Source organism: Cereibacter ovatus (assembly GCF_900207575.1).
GTDB lineage: Bacteria > Pseudomonadota > Alphaproteobacteria > Rhodobacterales > Rhodobacteraceae > Cereibacter_A > Cereibacter_A ovatus.
Window position 1 is genome coordinate 171,435 of record NZ_OAOQ01000001.1, and the last position, 19,584, is coordinate 191,018.

The window sequence follows — 19,584 nt, forward strand, 5'->3', positions numbered from 1 at the left end:
TTCGATATCATGGCCTCCGACACTGGCACGGGATTTGCAGGCCAGAGGCATTTCGTGGCGCACGGTGGTTCCGGGCGTCTTGACTTTCGGGGGCGGTGTAGCAGAGGAACGCCAGCCCCGCAACCACGAAGGTCTGCGTTTGCCAAAGCGGCGAAGCCTTTGTTTCTTTGATGATCCGGCGTGATCTGCCGCGTATCTGGGCAGTGATGAAACGGCCCGGCAAGAGCCTTTGGCGTCCTGCGGCGACATGACCGGGGATGCGGGCGGGGGGTGGCGGAATCGTGTTGCCGCTAACAGTGCGGGCAGGCGCCCGCCGGGTCAGTCGCAGGTGCGGTTGCTGGGCGCGGGCAGCGGCTGGGGCAGGCCCTCAAGTGCCCGCAGCGGGTTCGTCACCGCCGCCTTCAACCCCGAGCGTGTCGGCGCATAGACCTGTTTCGACGCCTCGACGATCAGCACGCCGCCGACCAGCCAGGGTGCAAAACGCCGACCGCCGGTTTCCCAGAACTCGGCGGTCTTCAGCCAGAACCGCTGGTGCAGCGGGGGCGCGAACAGCGCGGCCAGCGTCCGTTCGGGCGTGAAGTTGTGCCGTTTCAACTGGCTCTCAAGCTGGTTCAGCGAATAGGGCCGGCCAAAGCCGAACGGCGTCGCATCGCGCCGTGCCCACAGCCCCGACCGCGAGGGCACGACGAACACCGCCCGGCCGCCCGGGCCAAGCACGCGCCAGGCCTCGGCCAGCACTTCTGACGGATGCTCGGACGTCTCAAGTCCGTGCATCATCACCAGCTTGTCCACCATCCCGGTCGAAAGCGGCCAGGCGCCCTCGTCGCACAGAACCGAGACATTCTCCATTCCCGCAGGCCAGGGCATCACCCCCTGCGGTCCCGGCATCAGCGCGATCACCCGGCGCGCCTGATCCAGATAGGGCCGCAGCAACGGCACCGAAAAGCCAAAGCCCGCCACCGTCTGGCCCTTGGCATCGGGCCACAGCTTCTGCATCTGGTCGCGCACCGCGCGCTGCGCCACCCGGCCCAGTTGGGTCCGGTAATAGAAGTTCCGCAGGTCGAGCACGTCGAGATGCATTGCAGTCAGGCCTTGTCCGGGCAGTATTGCGCCCCACACTACAAAGGAAAGCCAGGAGAGACCATGCCGCTCGAACTGATAACCATCCCCTGTCTGAGCGACAATTATGCCTTCCTTGTGCATGATCGCGAAAGCGGCGCGACGGCGGCGGTGGATGTGCCTGAGGCCGGGCCGATCATGGCAGAGCTGTCACAGCGGGGCTGGCGGCTTTCCGACATCATCCTTACCCACCACCATTCCGACCATGTCGCCGGGGTCGAGGCGTTGCGCGACCAGACCGGCGCGCGGGTGCTGGGGGCTGCGGCCGACGCGCATCGTCTGCCCCGTCTGGACCTTGCCTTGTCCGAAGGCGCCAGCGTCCCCCTTGGCCCCGAGACCGCCCGCGTGATCGAGGTTCCGGGCCATACCATCGGCCATATCGCGATTCACTTTCCCGAAAGCGGCTATGTCTTTACCGGCGACAGCCTGATGGCGATGGGCTGCGGGCGGCTTTTCGAGGGCACGCCCGCGATGATGTGGGCCAGCCTGCGCAAACTTGCAGCGATGCCGCCCGCGACGCTGGTCTGTTCGGGCCATGAATATACCGCCGCGAACATGCGCTTCGCACAGGCCCTTGAACCGGAAAATCCTGCACTTATGTTGCGCGCCGATGCCATCCTTGCGGCCCGCTCGGCGGGCCTTCCCACCGTTCCTTCCCGACTTTCGGACGAAATCGCCACCAATCCGTTCCTTCGGGCCTCTGATCCGGTGCTGAAGGCGGTGGTTGGCATGGCGGATGCAGGCGATGCCGAGGTTTTCGCCGCAATCCGCGCCCGAAAGGACAAATTCTGACGTCTCGACGAACGGACGATCACTTTTTGCAAACGGGCTGCCGGAAAGCGAAGGAAACGGGAAATAACACTTGAAGGCCGGCAAAGAAAACCGAACTTTAATCCTTATGAGGCCATGGTTGGAGGAGCCATCCGCCCCTCCGGCCCGCAGGACAGGAGCACCAGATCGTGCCATCTTTTTCGACCACCCTCGAGCAAGCCATCCATGGCGCTCTGGCGCTTGCGAACGCCCGCCGTCATGAACTCGCCACGCTGGAACATCTGCTTCTTGCGCTGATCGACGAGCCCGACGCCTCGCGCGTGATGAAGGCCTGTTCGGTCGATCTGGACGAGTTGCGCAAGACGCTCGTCGATTTCATCGACGACGACCTGTCGACCCTTGTCACCACCGTCGAAGGGTCCGAAGCGGTGCCTACGGCCGCGTTCCAGCGCGTGATCCAGCGCGCGGCGATCCATGTCCAGTCCTCGGGCCGGACCGAGGTCACCGGCGCCAATGTGTTGGTGGCGATCTTTGCCGAACGCGAATCCAACGCGGCCTATTTCCTTCAGGAACAGGACATGACCCGCTATGATGCGGTCAATTTCATCGCGCATGGCGTGGCGAAAGACCCCTCCTATGGCGAGCCGCGTTCTGTCAGCGGTGCGGAAGAACATCACGAGACCCCGAAAGCCGAAGCCGGTGAAGCGAAGGAGTCCGCGTTGTCCAAGTATTGCGTCGATCTGAACGTGAAAGCCCGCAAGGGCGACGTGGACCCGCTGATCGGCCGCGAACAGGAAGTCGAACGCTGCATTCAGGTGCTGTGCCGTCGCCGCAAGAACAACCCGCTTCTGGTGGGCGATCCCGGCGTGGGCAAGACCGCCATCGCCGAAGGGCTGGCGCGCAAGATCGTGAACGGTGAGACGCCCGAGATTCTGGCCCACGCCACGATCTTCTCGCTCGACATGGGGGCGCTTCTGGCCGGCACGCGCTACCGCGGCGATTTCGAGGAACGCCTGAAGGCCGTGGTGAAAGAGATGGAGGATCATCCCGACGCGATCCTGTTCATCGACGAGATCCATACCGTGATCGGCGCTGGTGCCACCTCGGGCGGGGCGATGGATGCCTCGAACCTGCTGAAGCCTGCTTTGCAGGGTGGCAAGCTGCGCTGCATGGGCAGCACGACCTACAAGGAATACCGCCAGCACTTCGAGAAGGACCGCGCGCTGTCGCGCCGGTTCCAGAAGATCGATGTGAACGAGCCTTCGGTCGAAGACAGCGTGAAGATCCTGATGGGCCTGAAACCCTATTTCGAGGAACATCACGACCTGCGCTACACCCACGATGCAATCCGCTCGGCGGTGGAACTGTCGGCGCGCTACATCCATGACCGCAAGCTGCCCGACAAGGCGATCGACGTGATCGACGAGGCCGGGGCCGCCCAGCATCTGCTGGCCGACAGCAAGCGCCGCAAGACCATCGGCCCGAAAGAGATCGAGGCCGTGGTGGCCAAGATCGCCCGCATCCCCCCGAAAAGCGTCTCGAAAGACGATGCCGAGGTGTTGCGCGATCTGGAAAAGACGCTCAAGCGGGTGGTGTTCGGTCAGGACAAGGCGATCGAGGCGCTGTCCTCGGCGATCAAGCTGGCACGGGCGGGTCTGCGCGAGCCCGAAAAGCCGATCGGCAACTATCTCTTTGCCGGCCCCACCGGTGTCGGCAAGACCGAGGTGGCCAAGCAGCTGGCGTCCATCCTTGGCGTGGAACTGCTGCGTTTCGACATGTCGGAATACATGGAGAAACATGCCGTTTCGCGTCTGATCGGGGCGCCTCCGGGCTATGTCGGTTTCGATCAGGGCGGGATGCTGACCGATGGCGTCGACCAGCATCCGCATTGCGTGCTGCTGCTGGACGAAATGGAAAAGGCCCATCCGGATGTCTACAACATCCTGCTTCAAGTGATGGACCACGGCAAGCTGACCGATCACAACGGCCGAACGGTCGATTTCCGCAACGTGATCCTGATCATGACCTCGAACGCGGGGGCTGCGGAACTGGCTAAGTCGGCGATTGGCTTCGGCCGCGACCGCCGCACGGGTGAGGATACGGCTGCGATCGAGCGGACCTTCACCCCCGAATTCCGCAACCGTCTGGACGCAGTGATTTCCTTCGCGCCGCTGGGCAAAGAGATCATCCTTCAGGTGGTCGAAAAGTTCGTGCTGCAACTCGAAGCGCAGTTGATGGACCGCGGCGTGCATATCGAACTCTCGCCGGAAGCGGCGGCCTGGCTGGGCGACAAGGGCTATGACGACAAGATGGGTGCGCGTCCGCTGGGCCGCGTGATCCAGGAACACATCAAGAAGCCGCTGGCCGAGGAACTTCTGTTCGGCCGTCTGGTGAAGGGTGGGTTGGTGCAGGTCGGAGTGAAAGACGATGCGATCGATCTGCGCATCGAAGAGCCGAAGCCGAGACTGACCGGATCGAAGCCTCCGCTTCTGACAGCGGAATGACCTCCGCGCGGGGAACCCCTCCGGGCGTGCGCCGGAAACCCGCTTCTGAAGTCGTAAGGCATGTCGAGTGACAGGCTACGAACCAAACAAATCTGCCGGCCTTCGCGCCGGCAGATTTTTGATTCTGCACCGTGTCGCCGACGGAAGCTTCCGGCCCAAGGACAGCCACCGTGGTTCCGACTGAATTTTCCGGCTCATGCACAGGATCGGCGGGAAGGTCCGCTCTCGGGCGAAGGGTTCGTGTTTCTTATGAATGTTCCATTTGACCCAAGCATCCAGTGTCGGTAGCGGGTTCTGCTTTTGACCCAGCGAACGAAGGCGCAGAGCGCGTCGGCGCGCCTCTCCATCATGTGGCTTGCGACTGCGTATCCCGACTCGACCGCAAAAACCGAGATGAACGGCTGCGGCGACCGGGATGGTGGCAACGATGGTGTCGCTCTCAATGGTGCCCGGCACAAAGCGCAGGTCGCAAAGCCCCCCCGCGACGACTGGCAACTGCGGGCAGCCCCCCGCAAGTTTTGGCCGGGAGGGCGCTACAGGATGCTGCCGTTCAACCGTAAGGAACTGCATCCAAAACAGTATTCGCCGTCTCCGCCGCATTGAATTGAAGCGTTTCTGATGGGCGCGGTGCCTGCGACAAGGTTTGCAGCATCGGATCATCTGTCCACTCAACCTTTTTGTCTGACGAATGACATGACGGTTTCGACGGGTCGGCGCCCCATGTTGCGGTAGCCGAGATGCGGCCGTTCCCGAAAGCCTGCCGCGCGTCGAGCGCGTGCTTACGCCCGACAGCATCGCCTGCCCCTGCGGTTGTGGAGACATGATGCGGACCGGCGAAAACCGCACTGAACGGCTGGACTACATCCCGGCATCCCGGCGCGTTATCCGGTCATTGTCACGATACGCCTGAAATACGCCTTGCCCAAGGGGCGCGCTGATGGTGCAGGCCAAGGCACCCGCACGTCTGCTGGAAGGCAGTTGGCCGACCGCGGCGCTGCGGGTGCGGATCGCCGTCTCCGAGCATTCCGCGCACATGCCGCTGAACCGGCAGGCCGTTGCGATGGCGCGGCATGGGGGGCGATCAATGGGTCCGGCCTCTGGATGGTGCGCACCGGCGCGCTGATCGCCCCGGTGGTCGAGCACATGGCAATGCGGCTGATGGCGGACAGCTCTCGCCTTTCTGTGGATGAGACCACCGCCCCGCTGCCGGCCCCGGGGAAGATCAAGTCCAAGACCGGCTATCTCTGGGCCGTCTTGCGGGATGATCGGGCAGGGGCGGCGGCGCCCCGCCGGGCGTGGTGTTCCATTACCGGCCCGGGTGCAAAGGCGAATTTGCCGCTGAAATCCTCGACGGCGTTAATGGCACGATCCAGGTTGATGCCACTGGTGTCTATTCCCATCTGGCCACCCCCGAGCGGGTCGGAGGTGATCCGCTACAGTGCGCCTTCTGCTGGGCGGACCGCGCAAACTGATCACGGCCAAGCCCCAGAAGGGATGGCCCATCGTGAACGAGGCCCTTTTGCACATCGCGCCCGGCCCCCCTGTCAGGGAAGTTGTCGCCCGCTCTGATACCGAAAGTGTCTTGGTGAGGCGGGCGGGACAGGACAACGAGTTGGCGTATTCACCGGAACGAAAGGCGGCGGTTCTCGCAAAGATGCTGCCGCCGCACAGCATGCCCTTGGGCCAGTTGGCCAAGGAGGAAGGGATCAGTGTCGCGACGCTCGCCAAGTGGCGGGGGAGGCGCGAGCAAAGGGCCGGCTCCTTCCCGATGCGAATACCGGGCTCGAGGGCTGGACCTCCGAGGACAAGCTGGCGGCGGTGATCGGAGAGCCATGGTGCCGCCATTGATGGAGTGGATGGCTCCCGCTCCCGGCATCGCAATGTGCCAAATTGGGTGCTGTCAACCGAACCCATGAAGGGAGCCATCCATGCAGGAGATTACCACGGTCGGGCTCGATCTGGCCAAGAACGTGTTCCAGGTTCACGCCATTGATGCGGAGGGCGCGGTTGTGATCCGGCGCCAGATCCGACGGGCGCAACTGCTGCTGTTCTTCTCGCGCCTGGCCCCGTGTCTGATCGGCATCGAGGCCTGCGCCGGGGCGCATTATTGGGCGCGAGAGCTGACGAAGCTCGGCCATGAGGTGCGGCTGATCCCGCCCTCTTACGTCAAGCCCTTCGTCAAGCGGGGCAAGACCGACGCTGCCGACGCCGAGGCGATCTGCACGGTCGTGACCCAACCCACGATGAGGTTCGTGCCGATGAAAAGCGAGCTGCAGCAGGCGGTTTTGATGAGCCATCGAGCACGCGATTTCCTCGTCCGCCAGCTGACTCAGCTTGCCAACGCGATCCGCGCTCATCTGGGGGAATTCGGTTTGGTCGTGCCGAAAGGCGTCCACAACATGGGCCGTCTCCTTGCCGAGGCGGAGGCGGCGGATCTGCCGCCAGAGGCCCGAATGCCGCTTGATCTGCTGGTCGGGCCATTCAGCGACACGAAGACACGTATCGACGCGATCACCTCGACGCGATCACCGCCGATCTGCGCCGAGCCGCGGAGGAGGACGAGACGGCACGGCGGCTGCAAACGATGCCGGGCATTGGCCCGATCACCGCCAGCATTTTGGCCGCCACGCTGCCAGACGTGTCGGCTTTCCGCTCGGCCCGCGATCTGTCGGCTTGGCTGGGCCTGACGCCCAAACCACATTCGAGCGGAGGAAAAGAGCGGCTGGGGGCAATCTCCAAAATGGGCAACCGCTATATCCGGCGGTTGCTCTACCTTGGCGCCATGGGGTGATTGCCACCCGCAAACGCGCAGACCCAGGCGAGGACTGGCTGGGACGCATGCTGGGGAAGAAGCCGCTGAAGCTTGTGGCCATCGCGCTGGCCAACCGCATGGCGCGACAGATCTGGGCAATGCTGCGAACGGGCGAGTCTTGGCGAGCGGTGTAAGGACACAAATTCCGGGCTGCGCGCGGTCTGATCGAAATGGCGAGGGCAAAGTGAGATGATGGCAAACTGACGGACAAGAGACAGGGACACCCCGTTCGGACCAGAGCGCAATCAAGCGCGTGCCATTGATAGGGACCCGAGCCTCATGCGGACGGTCATCAGGGCGCGCGGGCACACCGCAGACGAGACGCCGAATACATGACCGCACCCGACCAGTTGCCGAAAATCACAGCCCCCCTTGTCACGCGGGAGCCATCCATACATGGGCCGAGGACAATGGCGAGCGGCGCGCTCAACGAGGCCGAACTGGGTGAATACTGCCGGCGCCGCGGCATCTACCGCGAGCAACTCGTCGTGTGGCGCGAGGTCTGCGCGCGGGCCAACGACTGGGAACGGGCGGCCAGCACCCGGATCGCACGCGAGACGCGCGACGACAAGAAGCCCATCCAGCAATGAGGCGGATCAGGCGGCCTTCCAGTGGAAGGACGCCCTGCCGAATGAGTGCGAACTGGCACGCAAGGAGTAGGCGCTTGCCGAAGCGGCCGCGCTGATGATCCTGCGAAAAAAGGCCGAAGCGATCCTGGGATGACGCGCGGTCCGGCACAGCCGGATCGGGCCGTCCGGTGGGCGGACCGAAGCACGTCATGCCCCGAGCCCCTGCGAGGGGCGGGGAGAGGGAGGCGTGCAGGAATGACGCCCGCCTCGGATCGCCGGCACATCGCCGCCCTCAAGCGTGCGGTCTGGTCCGAGAGGTGCCTGACCAGCCCGCTCGTGCTCCATGCGGACAACGGCAGCCCGATGAAGGGCGCCACCATGAAAGTGACGATGGAGCGGCTGGGCGTGATTGCCTCCTTCAGCCGACCGCGGGTGTCGAACGACAATCCGTTCTCCGAGGCGCTGTTCCGGACCTGCAAGTACACGCCGAATGGCCTTGTCACGGCTTCGCGATGATCGACGGGGCGCGGGCCTGGGTCCAGAGCTTCGTGCGCTGGTACAACACCGAGCATCGTCACAGCGCGATCCGCTTCGTGACGCCCGATCAGCGCCACCGCGGCGAGGACAAGGCGCTGCTCGCCGAGCGCGACCGTGTCTACCAGCAGGCCCGCGCCGCGCATCCGGAACGGTGGTCAGGAAAAACCCGCAACTGGCAACCCATCGGCGCGGTCTGGCTGAACCCCGAGCGGCCCGATGTCGGGCGCGGAGGCCATGGGTCCGCCGCCGCCAGCTTCATGGGGGAGCGCGTCGGCGGACCCATGGCCGGGTCGGCTGAACGAGCGGCATGAAAATAAGAGCAGGCGACAACTCCTTTGACAAACACCGCAGGCTACAAGGTCGCGCCTGCCATCAAAGGGGCCGACCCGGTATCACCACGAAAATCCTCGGGCTGATTGCAGCCCTTCCGCAACGCGTCCAGCAGTTCGTTGGAAATCGTCATCGTTCTGGCTCCTCTCTGGAAGCATGGATCAGATCACCGAGACACAGAAGGTCGGACGCGCGCGTGGCCACTTGCAGATCTGTCAGCACGTTCCGGGCCATGCCGACGGCTGGATCTGCTTCACCTCGCTGTCAAATAGCCCTCAATGGGTGAACGCGCGCGCCTGATGGCGATGGACGAAGTTCCGGAGGCGCCCGTAGTGCGGGGGCTGTGGAATGCGCCAACCGGCCCGCCCACGACGACGTCAGTGCCAGAGTCCCCTGCGAACCCCTTGGCGATCATCGCATCACGCAGCTCAATGGCCCGGTCAGCCCCCTTGCCAGCGGGTTCCGCGCAAAGCTTCATCCACTTTAGGAGCGAGTGCGAACTCACCCCGGGGGATGGCGCTATTGCAGGTAGGGCATCGGGTCGACGCTTTCGAACCCCTTGCGAACCTCGAAATGCACGAAGGCGGGGCTGGCTGCCCGCACCACCGCAATCTGCTGGCCGCGCTTGACCGAGGCGCCCTTGGCCACCTTGATGCCGTCGATATTGGCATAGACCGTCAACAGGTTGTCGGGGTGACGGATCACCAGAATCGGCACCTGATCGGTGTCCTGCGTGATCGCCGCCACCGTCCCGTCTGCCGCCGCACTGACCGGCGCACCCGCCGAGGCGGCGATGTCGATGCCGTCGTTCTTCTTCTTCACATAACCGCGGATGATCGAGCCCTGCACCGGGAACCCCAGCCGCGAGGCCGAGGCCGCCGTTCGCTGTGCGCCCAGATCGGGCGAAGCCGGTTGGCCCGCCGCGGGCGCCGAGGCGCGGGCGGTCTGTTCGGCGGGAAGCGGCTTGGCGGCCGAAGGCGGCGTGGGGGTGGGCGAGCCGGCCCCCGGCACCGTCACTGCCGTCCGGGTCTGGGGCGGCGCTTCGGCCGCGGTCGGGATGATCAGATACTGCCCCTCGCGCACCGCAAGATCGGTGCCCAGCCCGTTCCAGTCCGCCAGCGCCTTGGGCGAGACATTGTAGCTGCGCGCAATGGAATAGGCGGTCTCTCCGCGCACGACGCGGTGGCGCACAGGCTCGTCCGCGGTCCGGGCGGCTGCGGGCGCGGGCGCCGCGGGAACCGGCGCCGCGGCCGGTTCGGCGCGGTCCAGCGCCGTCGTTGCGATGGCCGTCACATCCAGCCCGCGCGCAGGCGCGGCCACCGTCGCGGCTGCCAGTGCCGGTTCGGCCGTCACCCGTTGCGGCAGCGCCACGATCTCGCCCTGACGCAGCGGTGCCTGTGGATTCAAGGCGTTATAACGCGCGACCGCCACCGGATCGAGTCCCACCCGCGACGACAGCGAGGCCACCGTGTCGCCCCGCTGGGCCACGGCCACCTGATAGTTGGGATAGGAAATGACGCCGCGCGCATCGGGGCGCGGGCGCGGTGCGGTCGCCCTTTGCGCAGCCGCCGCGGTGTTCAGCGCCCCGGGCCGGGTCCGAAGATCCCAATCCATCGACTGCATGCCGGTGCAAGAGGCCAGAACGGTCAGTGATGCCGTCAGGCACAACGCTCGTGCGAGCGGGGGACGATGGAACATGCTCTGCCTCTCGTCTTGCGCCCGGGTTGGTCCCGGGGCTGGTTCAGTCGGCGCCGATCCCCTCGACCAGCGGCACGAAGCGCACGGGGCGAAGTTCCTCGTAGTCGTAACCCTGTTCCAGCCGGGTGACCTTGATCAGGTTCTGCACCGCATCGGTCTGGCCGACAGGAACCACCATGATACCGCCGATCTTCAGTTGCGCCAATAGGGGGCCGGGGGGGTCTTCGGCCGCAGCCGTCACAAGGATGCGGTCGAAGGGCGCCTGTTCCGGCAGGCCGAAACTGCCGTCGGCGGCGAGTGCGGTGATGTTGGTCAGACCCAGCGCGCGGAACAGTTCGGTTGCCTCGCGCACCAGCCGGCGGTGGCGGTCCACGGTATAGACGCGGCGCGCAAGCTGGCTGAGGATCGCCGCCTGATAGCCAGAGCCTGTCCCCACCTCCAGCACCTTGTCGCGCGGGCTGATGTTCAGCGCCTGCGTCATCAGCCCCACGACCGAAGGCTGGCTGATGGTCTGGCCACAGGCGATGGGCAGCGGCATGTCCTCATAGGCGCGTTCGGCAAACAGGCCCTTGACGAAGGCGCCTCGGTCGATCCGTTCCATCGCGTTCAGCACGCGCGCATCCGTCACCCCGCGCGAACGCACCGCGAAAAGGAACCGCATCTTGCGTTCGGCGGGGTCCTTTTCGTCGGGCGTCTCGGTCATGCGATCGCCGCTTCCAGATCGGCCAGCCGGTCATGGGCGGTCAGGTCGGCGCGCATCGGCGTGACCGAGATGTAGCCGTCAAGGTTCACCGCAGCGTCGGTTCCCGGCAGGGTAGGGCTTTGCTGTGCGCCGCCGCGGATCCACAGGAACCGCCGCCCCGAGGGCGAGATATGCGGCTCGACCCCGAACGAGGTGTCGCGCCGGAAGCCCTGCGCCGCCACCTTGTGGCCCTTCACCGAAGCGGCCGGAACGGGGGGGAAGTTGATGTTGTAAAACAGCCGGTAATCCTCGCCGTCCCAAAGCCCGCGTTCCAGCAGGCGGCGGACCACGGCCGCGCCATGGGTGCGGGCGGCCTCGAACGGATCGGCCAGCCCGTCGGTTTCGGGGCCAAGGAACTGCGACAGCGCAATGGCCGGCAGGCCCTGAAGTGCGGCCTCCATCGCGCCGCCCAAGGTGCCGGAATACAGCGCATTTTCGGCCGAGTTGTTGCCCCGGTTCACCCCCGATAGCACCAGATCGGGCTTGGCGCCCTGCAACACGTCGTAAAGGGCTGCCAGCACGCAGTCGGCCGGGCTGCCTTCCGCGGCAAAGCGGCGGGGGCCCAGTTTGGCGATCATCATCGGGTGGGTATAGCTGATCGCATGGGCGACGCCCGACTGCTCGAACGCGGGCGCCACGGTCCAGACCTCGCCTTCGGGGCCGGCGAGTTCGGCTGCGATTTCAGCCACTACCTCAAGCCCAGGGGCGTTGATGCCGTCGTCGTTCGTGATCAGGATGCGCATGGGGCTCTCTCGGTTTCGCTTGCCTGCTTAGACGAGGGCGCCTGCCGGGTAAAGCGGCCGGGCCGGATCTGCGGCCGGTTGCGGGAGACCTGTGGCATCGCCGCCGCCGATCCGCTGTGGTAAAAAGGTGGCGCAGCCTCAACCAAGGCAGCGCCCGACCAGATGAAGGTTCGGCCAAGGCCGCGCGGCGGTCGGGATGTCACTGGCACGCCTGTCAGCTGTCGGTGGCGCCAGCGGGGGTGTCGCCCTGCGGCTTGCCTTCGTCTTCGCGCCCCGAGGCCATGTCGACCTTGTTCAGCACCACACCCAGCGTCTTTTCGATCAGTGTCGGATCGTCTGCCAGCACCTCGCGCAGAAGCGCCTTGGGTGTCTTGCCCCATTCGGCCACCAGAACCGTCTGATCCGCCATCCGCACCATCACCCGCGCATCCACCACCGGCCCCAGTGGCGCCAGATCCAGCACCACATGGCTGTAGCGCGCCCGGGCCGAGGCCAGAAGCTGACGCATCCCCTTGGATGCAAGCAGTTCGGCGGAATGGCTGGTCAGTCCCGGCGTCACGCAGGGCAGCAGATGCACGCCGCTGTCGCCAAGGACACGCAGGGTCTTTGTCCAGTCGGCACGGCCAAGGGCGGCCTCGATCAGCCCGTCGCCTGCGGTGATGCCCAACCGCCGGCTGAGGCCGGGGTTGCGCGGGTCGCAATCGATCAGCAGCACCGAATGGCCCGCGGCCGCCAGCACCCCGGCAAGGTTCAGCGCCACCGTCGACTTGCCCTCGCCCGGCAGGACCGAGGTGACGCCGATCACGATCTGCGACTTGCCGGCAAGGCTGAGTTCGGATGCAAAGCGGATGGCGCGCAGCGTCTCGGCATAGGCCGAGGCCGGATGGCGCAGTGCATGGATCGGTGTCGCCACCACCGGCATTCCCGTCCCCGGTGCGACCGTGGCGGCCGGCGGGATGTCGGGCTCGGTCCCCGTGCGGGGCAGAAAGCCAAGGAACGGCAGACCCATATCGGCCTGAACATCCTGCGCGGTGCGCAGGAAACGGTGGCGCCATTCGCGCAGCACGCCCAGTGCTGCGCCCGCCAGCCCCCCCAGCGCCAGCATGGCCAAAAGCCCCGCCAGCGCGCCGGGCGGGGCCGATGTTTGTGAAACCTCGGCGGTGGACAGGATGCGGACATTCGCGACCGGCAGCGCCCCCTGCCGGTCAACCTCCTGCAACCGGGCCAGCACGGTCTGATACTGCGCCTGAAGCGAGGCGGCCCGCTGTTCCAGCGCCATCAGGTCCGTCTGCTGGCGACCGGCCGAAGGTGTCGTGTCGACCGCAAGGCCCGGACGGTCGCGCAGCGCCTGCACCTCGGCGGTGGCGGCAGACAGGGCGTCGCGCGCATCGTGATGCAGGCGGCGGATCTCGGCGAACAGCCGGTCCGCCTGGGCCGTGACCTGTTCGGACATGCGCAGCGCCTGCGGGTGGGTCTTGCCGAAGTCGCGCTCGATCCGGGCAAGGCGCGCCGTCAGCACCGCCAGTTCACCCTGCATCGCGGCCAGACGCGGGTCGTCCAAGCCAGTTCCAGGGTCGGACCGCAGCGCCGCGGGGCCGCGCGCAAGGATGCTGTCCAGCGTCGTTGTCAGCGCCTCGGCCCGCGCGGCTTTGGCCGCGGCCAGCGCAAGATCGACGGTCAGCCTGGCGTCGCGGGGCGGCAGGGCGCCATGTTCGGCCCGGACCATCCCCGCCGCGATCGCGGTCTCGTCGGCCGCGGTTTGCAGTGCCGCAAGCCGGTCCTGAAGCCAGCGCCTTGTGCGTTCGGTCGTGTCGACATGCGCGTTCAGGATGTCGGCGGCGCTGGCCTCGGCATAGGCATTGGCGACCGCGGCGGACAGGGCGCGATCATGCGAGGCATAGGCAATCGACAGCACACTTGACTGGCCCAGACGCGAAACGCGGATGTCGCGGGCAAGGCTTCGGGCTGCGGCCAGACGCAGGCCATGGCTGTCGGGCGTGGCGGCATCGTCGGCCGGCGCGGGCGTCATCAGCCGCAGCGGCGCGCCGAGGATCTGTTTCGCGCCCTCGATCACGGGGGCCAGCGGTGCCACCGGCCGGTTCAGGAACGCCGCGGTGGTGGTCGGATCCAGCCTGTCCACCACCGCCAGCGCCACCGTCTGCGATCGGATCACCTCGGCGGCGGTCTCAAGTGCGGCTTCGGTCGCGGTGCTGTCCATGGCGGGGACATCCCGGGGCTGGGATGCCAGCAGAATGGTGGCGCTGCCCACGAAGGTTCCGGGTGTGGTGGCCAGATGGACCAGCCCAAGGCCAAGCCCGGCCGCGGCCGACAGCATCATCACCTGCCGTTGCCGCCGTGCGGCGGCCATCAGGCGCGACAGATCCACCCTTGCAGCGGGCGGTGTGGAGGGCGCGTCAACGCGGGGATCGTTTTCGACAATGCGGAAACCCAACTGCTTCAAGGGCTGCTCCTTGGAACGGATGAACCATAGGTCTTGATGTCAAAGGTATCGATGGCGGACGGGGTGGGCCCTGATCGGGTTTGGTCCGGCGCCTGAAGAACATGGCGCAAGTGTGCCCAGATGCAGCGCCCCGCGCAACTGTGCGCGGCAGGGTTGGCGGCGAAGCGCCCGGCAGGCCGCCGTTTCAGGTTTGGCCGAGCATCGCGGGCAGGTCGGCGCACAGCCGATCCCAGCCGCCGGGGCGCCAGCCCAGATCGCGCAGTCGGCGACAGTCAAGCAGGCTGACCGGCGCCGTGGCGCGGGCAGGCAGCGGATGGCGACAGCCGGTCAGGCGGGCCACCTGGGCCAGAAGGTCGTGCCGGTCAAGCAGCAGGTCCGAGACATGGAACACCCCCGCGCCCCCATTCAGAAGCAGCATCGCCGCCGCGGCCAGATCGGCCCCATGCACCTCGGATGCGGCGTGGGGCGCAACCGTGCGGCCCGCGCAAAAATCCGCAAACAGAGAAAGCCATTTGTGATCCGGCCCGGGGCCGTAGACGCCGGTGGCGCGCAGGCTGGCGCCGCCATGGTCGGCAACGGCTGCCTCGGCCAACAGCTTTGCTTCGGCGTAAAGGCTGGTGGGGCGGGGGGGCAGATCCTCGGCCAGTTGCGTGCCGGGGGGATAGCCGTCAAACACCGCACGCGAGGAGAGAAACAGGATGCGCCGACCGGCCGCGGCCTCGAACAGGCGCAGCGTGCCGTCACGGTTGGCGCGCAGAAAATCCGCGGGGTCAGCGCCCTCGCCGCCGCGATAACGGCCCGGAACATGCTGGAACGCCGCGTGAATCACCGCGTCCACATCCCCCAGCGGCGGCGGGTCCGCCAGCAGGTCAAAGCGGCGATGCTCGCCCGGCAGGGGCAGCGGACGGCGCGACAACAGCACCAGATCATGCCCCGCCGCCAGCGCCGCCTGCGCGATGAAGCGGCCGACAAGGCCGCTCGCCCCGGTCAGCGCGATCCGCATGGCGGGGGCAGCGAGGCAAGGTCGGGCACGGGGCCGCCCTCGGCATGGGCGTGCCACAGGTCGATGAGCGGGCGCAGCCGGTCGGCCTTGTCGTGGGTCTGCCAGGGTTTCTCATACTGGAAATGCAGGACGCGGATCTGATCCCAGTTCCACAATTCGGGCAGGGCGAACCAGACATATTGCAGCATGTTGAAGACCACCGGCAGCCCGTGCCAGTCGGGGAAGAACGCCTGAAGGAAACTTTGATCGGTGCGGCGCCAGAACGCGCCCGGTTGGTCCAGCCGCGCCAGCATCGCCTGAAACGTCGCCTGCGACGGCCGCGCGGTGAACACACCCGAGTTCATCCGGTGAAAGTCGGTCAGGCTTTCATAGACATTGGGCGCGGCGCAGAATTCCGGATAATCGAACAATCGATCGATATTGCGCAGCACCAGCGTATCGGCATCCAGAAACACCACCGCGCGATAGTCGACCAACTGCCACAGCCGCAGCTTGGCGAAATTATCAAGCGGAGTATGAAAGGGCGGCTTGCCCCCCTTGGTGAAGGCCGCCCGCGCGTGGATCGCGTCGCGCGCATGGGCAGCGTTGAACGCGTCCGAGGTCGGCAGCAGCCCCACCGCCACCAGCCGCGCCCCCAGTGCCCGAAGCGGCGCAAGCGCGGCCTCGGGCACATCGGTATGCAGAACCACCAGATCGGCCTTGGTGCCCGACAGGACCAAAGATCGCAGCAACGCCTTGGCCCCCAACGCATAATCGGCGTTGGTGACAAGGGTCACATAGGCGCGGTCGGCCCGCGCCGGGCCTTCGGGCCGCAGATCCACCTAAGAGACCGAGCGCAGGCGCCGGCCTTCGGGGTCGTGCTCGACCCGCTGGGCGATGTCCTTTGTCCAGGCCGAGACGCAGGGCACCCGGCTGCGGTCGATCCGGTGGGCGAATTTCTTTGCGACATCCACCACCTCGGCCAGCAACCCCTCGGCCAGCGTGATCGGCTTCAACCCCAGCGACAGGAACTGGTCGTTCCGCACCATCAGTTCGTTTTCATCGGCCTCTTTGCGCGGGTTGGGCAGATAGGCCACGCGCGCGCCCGTCATCTTCGCCACCATCTCGGCCAGATCGCGGACCCTGTGGGTTTCGGTCATCTGGTTGAAGATCTTGACCCTTTCACCGGCCCTCGGCGCATCCGACAGCGCCAGTTCCACACAGCGCACCGAATCCTGCAAATGGATGAAGGCGCGGGTCTGCCCGCCGGTGCCATGCACCGTCAGCGGATAGCCGATGGCGGCCTGCACCAGAAAGCGGTTCAGCACCGTGCCATAATCGCCGTCATAATCGAAGCGGTTCACAAGCTGCGGGTGGCGGCGGGTCTGGTCGGTGTGGGTGCCCCAGACGATGCCCTGATGCAGGTCGGTGATCCGCAGCCCGTCGTTCTGGGCATAGAACTGGAACAGGATCTGATCGAGACTTTTCGTCATGTGATAGATCGATCCCGGCCGCGTCGGATACAGGATCTGCAAGTCGCGCGGGCCGGTGGGGGTGTCGACCGTGACATCCAGATAGCCCTCGGGGATCGGCGCGCCGACGGTGGAATAGCCATAGACCCCCATCGTGCCCAGATGAACCAGATGCGCATCCACCCCGGTTTCCACCATGGCCGCCAGCAGGTTGTGCGTGGCGTTGACGTTGTTCGAAACGGTATAGACCTTGTGGCGGTCCGATTTCATCGAATAGGGCGCGGCGCGCTGTTCAGCGAAATGGATGATCGCTTCGGGGCGATGCTCGGCCAGCCAGACGCGCAGCCGGTCATATTCGCGCAGGTCGAGGAAATGAAACTGAAGCCGGTGGCCGGTTTCCAGATGCCAGATCCGGCAGCGTTCCTGAATCGAATCCATCGGCGTCAGCGACTGGACGCCCAGTTCGGTGTCGATCCATCGGCGCGACAGGTTGTCGACGATGTGGATCTCGTGCCCGAGTGCGGAGAGATGCAGGGCGGTGGGCCATCCGACGAAGCCGTCTCCACCCAGAACTGCGATGCGCATGGCGCCTCCTTGGCTTTTGCAAGACGCGCGCCGTGGCACACGTCTGCGTGATAGTGTGTGGTCTGTGCGGCAGTTCGCCAACGGTGGAATGAAGGTTTCACGACGCTCGGCGCGCGGTTGCCGATGGCGGCGGCCATGGGGCGGAACGCGGCGCACCGGGGGACGTTCCGTTCGCGCCTCTGTGCGCCGGGGCAGGGGCGCTGTGCCCCAGCGGCGGGGGACGCCGTGGGTGGCTGTGGTAAAAGGCCGAACGCTTCGACAGGAGGATGCGATGACGCTGGATTTCGGCCTTGATACCTTTGGCGATGTGACATGGGGGGCCACGGGCCGCCTGCTGTCGCAGCCCGAGGTTCTGCGCAATGTCATCGACGAGGCGGTGCTGGCCGATGCGGTGGGCGTCGATGTCATCGGTCTGGGCGAACATCACCGCGACGATTTCGCGATTTCCTCGCCCGAGGTGATGCTGGCCGTGATCGGGGCGCGGACCACGCGGATCCGGCTGGGCACGGCGGTCACGGTGCTGGGCTCGGACGATCCGGTGCGGCTGTTCCAGCGGTTCTCGACGCTGGATGCGATCTCGGGCGGGCGGGCCGAGGTGACGCTGGGGCGCGGGTCGTTCACCGAATCCTTTCCGCTGTTCGGTCACGACCTGTCGGATTACGCGACGCTGTTTCAGGAAAAGCTGGACCTGTTCGCCCGCCTTGTCCGTGACCCCGAAGTGACATGGAGCGGCACGACCCGCGCGCCGCTGGTCCGTCAACGGGTCTGGCCGCCGCTGGGCCCCGAAGGTCTGCGGGTGTGGATCGGTGTGGGCGGCAGCCCCGAGTCGGTGGTGCGCGCCGTGCGCTTCCGGATGCCGATGATCCTGGCCATCATCGGCGGCCCGGCCCGGCGTTTTCTGCCCTTCGTTGAGCTTTACCGCCGCGCCTCGGAACAGGCGGGGCTGGGGGCGATGCCTTTGGGCGTCCATTCGCCGGGCCATATCGCCGAGACCGACGAACAGGCGCAGGCCGAAGCCTTTCCCGCCTACAAGGCGCTGCACGACCGGCTGGGCGCCGAGCGCGGCTGGCCCAGCCTGTCGCGCGAGGACTTCCTGCGCGAGATCACTCATGGCTCGATGTATGTCGGCTCGCCTTCGACGGTGGCGCGCAAGATCGCCGATACCGCGGGCGCGCTTGGCCTTGCGCGGTTTCAGTTGAAATATTCGATGGGGCCCTTGTCGCACGAGGCGCTGATGCGTTCGGTCGAGCTTTATGGAACGCGGGTGATCCCGATGGTGCGCGACCTTCTGGGATGAGGCGCAGCACCCGTGGGTTGTGGTCGATTTTTTGCCTTAGCCGCTTCTGATTGATGCAGGTCAAGGGCATCCGGCGTCCGCTTCTGCATCCATCTGTTATCGTTGGGGTTGGATCTGCGCCTTGTCAGGGCGGGGATGTGGCATTTCAGGATCGGGGCAGATGGGATGGAGCGGTCTTTGGCGCGCAATGAGGTGACACGGATCGGTCTGGATGCCAAGTTCAACCATGCCGGTCTGCGTCAGGGGCTGACACCTGCCACGCTGCGCAAGCTGGATGCGATTTCCCGGCTGCGGGTGTTTCCGCGCGATGCGGTGGTGGTGCCGCAGGGGGCGGCGCTGGAATATGTCGGAAACGTGGTGCGCGGCGTCTTGCGGATGGACCGCCTGCTGTCGGACGGGCGGTCGCAGATCGTGGGCCTTCTGGTGCCGTCGGACATGTTCGGCCGGGTGTTTTCCGAACGGTCGGACTATTCGATCGAGGCCGCGACCGAGGTCACCTTGTGCTGTTTCGAACGCCACGCCTTCGAAACGCTTGTTCGCACCTGTCCGGATCTGGAACATGCGGTGCTGCTGGCGGTGCTGGATGAACTGGACGCGGCGCGCGAATGGATCACGCTGCGCGCAGGGGCCACGGTGGCGGCGCGGCTGGCCACGTATCTGCTGATGCTGTGCCGGCGCTGGCCGCACCAGACCAGCGAACTGACCCATGATGCGCAGCGAATCATCGTCAATGTGCCGATCGCGCGCAACGATCTTGCCCATTATCTGGGCACGACGGTCGAATCGATCTCGCGCACGGTTCAGGCTTTTTCCCGTGACGGGATGATCTCGATTCTGACCCCTCTGCGCTTTGAAATTCTGGATCTTCCCGGCCTTATCGTGATGTCGGACAACGACGAATTCGATGCCGCCTCGCTTCTGGCGGGGCTGCGCGGCTGATGGGGTGAGGCGATCTAACTCGG

17 protein-coding genes and 3 pseudogenes are annotated in these 19,584 nt (G+C 66.0%); 12 read left to right on the forward strand and 8 right to left on the reverse strand.

What is annotated here, in order from left to right:
- Positions 1–318: 318 nt before the first annotated feature.
- Entirely contained in the window at positions 319–1,080 is a 762-nt protein-coding gene (locus CRO07_RS00765) for a class I SAM-dependent methyltransferase (protein ID WP_097028778.1), read from the reverse strand.
- Between the two features lie 63 nt (positions 1,081–1,143).
- On the opposite strand from CRO07_RS00765, the gene gloB reads away from it, so the two are divergent.
- The 10 genes and pseudogenes from gloB to CRO07_RS18860 all read left to right on the forward strand — a co-directional run bounded on the left by gloB (position 1,144) and on the right by CRO07_RS18860 (position 8,942).
- On the forward strand, positions 1,144–1,911 hold the full coding sequence (gloB, locus tag CRO07_RS00770) for a hydroxyacylglutathione hydrolase (RefSeq protein WP_097028779.1): 768 nt from the start codon (positions 1,144–1,146) through the stop codon (positions 1,909–1,911).
- A gap of 167 nt (positions 1,912–2,078) precedes the next feature.
- The gene (gene clpA, locus CRO07_RS00775) at positions 2,079–4,394 is read left to right on the forward strand and encodes an ATP-dependent Clp protease ATP-binding subunit ClpA (RefSeq protein ID WP_097028780.1); all 2,316 of its coding nucleotides are present in this window, start codon (positions 2,079–2,081) and stop codon (positions 4,392–4,394) included.
- Between the two features lie 775 nt (positions 4,395–5,169).
- A complete protein-coding gene (locus CRO07_RS19450) occupies positions 5,170–5,304 on the forward strand; it encodes an IS66 family transposase zinc-finger binding domain-containing protein (RefSeq protein ID WP_407919612.1) in 135 nt (44 codons plus the stop codon).
- A 27-nt stretch (positions 5,305–5,331) separates the two neighbouring features.
- Positions 5,332–5,517 carry a hypothetical protein gene (locus CRO07_RS19455; protein WP_407919613.1) on the forward strand — a complete coding sequence of 62 codons (186 nt, stop codon included), beginning with the start codon at positions 5,332–5,334 and terminating at the stop codon, positions 5,515–5,517.
- 35 nt (positions 5,518–5,552) lie between these two features.
- Positions 5,553–5,606: pseudogene (locus CRO07_RS19460) on the forward strand (hypothetical protein); the annotation flags it as partial.
- Positions 5,607–5,692: 86 nt separating this feature from the next.
- Complete coding sequence (locus CRO07_RS19465; protein ID WP_407919614.1) at positions 5,693–5,866, forward strand: IS66 family transposase; 174 nt, start codon at positions 5,693–5,695, stop codon at positions 5,864–5,866.
- 456 nt (positions 5,867–6,322) lie between these two features.
- Positions 6,323–7,340 (forward strand): annotated as a pseudogene (locus CRO07_RS00785) (IS110 family RNA-guided transposase).
- Between the two features lie 198 nt (positions 7,341–7,538).
- Positions 7,539–7,796, forward strand: coding sequence for a hypothetical protein (locus CRO07_RS19470; protein WP_141400033.1), 258 nt, complete (start codon positions 7,539–7,541; stop codon positions 7,794–7,796).
- A gap of 264 nt (positions 7,797–8,060) precedes the next feature.
- A pseudogene (locus tag CRO07_RS19010) lies at positions 8,061–8,524 on the forward strand (transposase); the annotation flags it as partial.
- Between the two features lie 274 nt (positions 8,525–8,798).
- Positions 8,799–8,942, forward strand: coding sequence for a hypothetical protein (locus CRO07_RS18860; protein ID WP_204839975.1), 144 nt, complete (start codon positions 8,799–8,801; stop codon positions 8,940–8,942).
- Between the two features lie 219 nt (positions 8,943–9,161).
- On the opposite strand, the gene CRO07_RS00805 is transcribed toward CRO07_RS18860, so the two are convergent.
- The 7 genes from CRO07_RS00805 to CRO07_RS00835 form a co-directional block, all read right to left on the reverse strand.
- The gene (locus tag CRO07_RS00805; RefSeq protein ID WP_097028784.1) at positions 9,162–10,340 is read right to left on the reverse strand and encodes a peptidoglycan DD-metalloendopeptidase family protein; all 1,179 of its coding nucleotides are present in this window, start codon (positions 10,338–10,340) and stop codon (positions 9,162–9,164) included.
- A gap of 43 nt (positions 10,341–10,383) precedes the next feature.
- Complete coding sequence (locus CRO07_RS00810; protein ID WP_097028785.1) at positions 10,384–11,043, reverse strand: protein-L-isoaspartate(D-aspartate) O-methyltransferase; 660 nt, start codon at positions 11,041–11,043, stop codon at positions 10,384–10,386.
- A complete protein-coding gene (gene surE / locus CRO07_RS00815) occupies positions 11,040–11,825 on the reverse strand; it encodes a 5'/3'-nucleotidase SurE (RefSeq protein WP_097028786.1) in 786 nt (261 codons plus the stop codon). The genes CRO07_RS00810 and surE overlap by 4 nt, the downstream gene beginning before the upstream one ends.
- Before the next feature lie 214 nt (positions 11,826–12,039).
- A complete protein-coding gene (locus tag CRO07_RS19415) occupies positions 12,040–14,286 on the reverse strand; it encodes a nucleotide-binding protein (protein WP_097028787.1) in 2,247 nt (748 codons plus the stop codon).
- 184 nt (positions 14,287–14,470) lie between these two features.
- Positions 14,471–15,289: an NAD-dependent epimerase/dehydratase family protein gene (locus CRO07_RS00825; RefSeq protein WP_097028788.1), complete on the reverse strand. Its 819-nt coding sequence runs from the start codon at positions 15,287–15,289 to the stop codon at positions 14,471–14,473.
- Positions 15,274–16,110 (reverse strand): glycosyltransferase, encoded by an 837-nt coding sequence (locus tag CRO07_RS00830; RefSeq protein ID WP_097028789.1) that lies wholly within the window; start codon positions 16,108–16,110, stop codon positions 15,274–15,276. Before CRO07_RS00830 ends, CRO07_RS00825 begins: the two co-directional genes overlap by 16 nt.
- Positions 16,111–17,325, reverse strand: coding sequence for an NAD-dependent epimerase/dehydratase family protein (locus tag CRO07_RS00835; RefSeq protein WP_097028790.1), 1,215 nt, complete (start codon positions 17,323–17,325; stop codon positions 16,111–16,113).
- Positions 17,326–17,596: 271 nt separating this feature from the next.
- Between CRO07_RS00835 and CRO07_RS00840 the strand changes: the two genes are divergently transcribed.
- Both CRO07_RS00840 and CRO07_RS00845 read left to right on the forward strand, forming a co-directional pair.
- Positions 17,597–18,622, forward strand: coding sequence for an LLM class flavin-dependent oxidoreductase (locus tag CRO07_RS00840; RefSeq protein ID WP_097028791.1), 1,026 nt, complete (start codon positions 17,597–17,599; stop codon positions 18,620–18,622).
- 177 nt (positions 18,623–18,799) lie between these two features.
- Positions 18,800–19,561, forward strand: a complete 762-nt coding sequence (locus CRO07_RS00845; RefSeq protein WP_235840897.1) for a Crp/Fnr family transcriptional regulator — start codon at positions 18,800–18,802, stop codon at positions 19,559–19,561.
- Positions 19,562–19,584 lie beyond the last annotated feature (23 nt).

Excerpts from the sequence above, each read along its gene's own strand:
- CRO07_RS00765 (WP_097028778.1), bottom strand. The coding sequence starts at position 1,080 with ATGCATCTCGACGTGCTCGACCTGCGGAACTTCTATTACCGGACCCAA.
- gloB (WP_097028779.1), top strand. The coding sequence starts at position 1,144 with ATGCCGCTCGAACTGATAACCATCCCCTGTCTGAGCGACAATTATGCC.
- CRO07_RS19455 (WP_407919613.1), top strand. The coding sequence starts at position 5,332 with ATGGTGCAGGCCAAGGCACCCGCACGTCTGCTGGAAGGCAGTTGGCCG.
- CRO07_RS19470 (WP_141400033.1), top strand. The coding sequence starts at position 7,539 with ATGACCGCACCCGACCAGTTGCCGAAAATCACAGCCCCCCTTGTCACG.
- CRO07_RS18860 (WP_204839975.1), top strand. The coding sequence starts at position 8,799 with ATGGATCAGATCACCGAGACACAGAAGGTCGGACGCGCGCGTGGCCAC.
- CRO07_RS00805 (WP_097028784.1), bottom strand. The coding sequence starts at position 10,340 with ATGTTCCATCGTCCCCCGCTCGCACGAGCGTTGTGCCTGACGGCATCA.
- CRO07_RS00810 (WP_097028785.1), bottom strand. The coding sequence starts at position 11,043 with ATGACCGAGACGCCCGACGAAAAGGACCCCGCCGAACGCAAGATGCGG.
- surE (WP_097028786.1), bottom strand. The coding sequence starts at position 11,825 with ATGCGCATCCTGATCACGAACGACGACGGCATCAACGCCCCTGGGCTT.
- CRO07_RS00825 (WP_097028788.1), bottom strand. The coding sequence starts at position 15,289 with ATGCGGATCGCGCTGACCGGGGCGAGCGGCCTTGTCGGCCGCTTCATC.
- CRO07_RS00835 (WP_097028790.1), bottom strand. The coding sequence starts at position 17,325 with ATGCGCATCGCAGTTCTGGGTGGAGACGGCTTCGTCGGATGGCCCACC.
- CRO07_RS00840 (WP_097028791.1), top strand. The coding sequence starts at position 17,597 with ATGACGCTGGATTTCGGCCTTGATACCTTTGGCGATGTGACATGGGGG.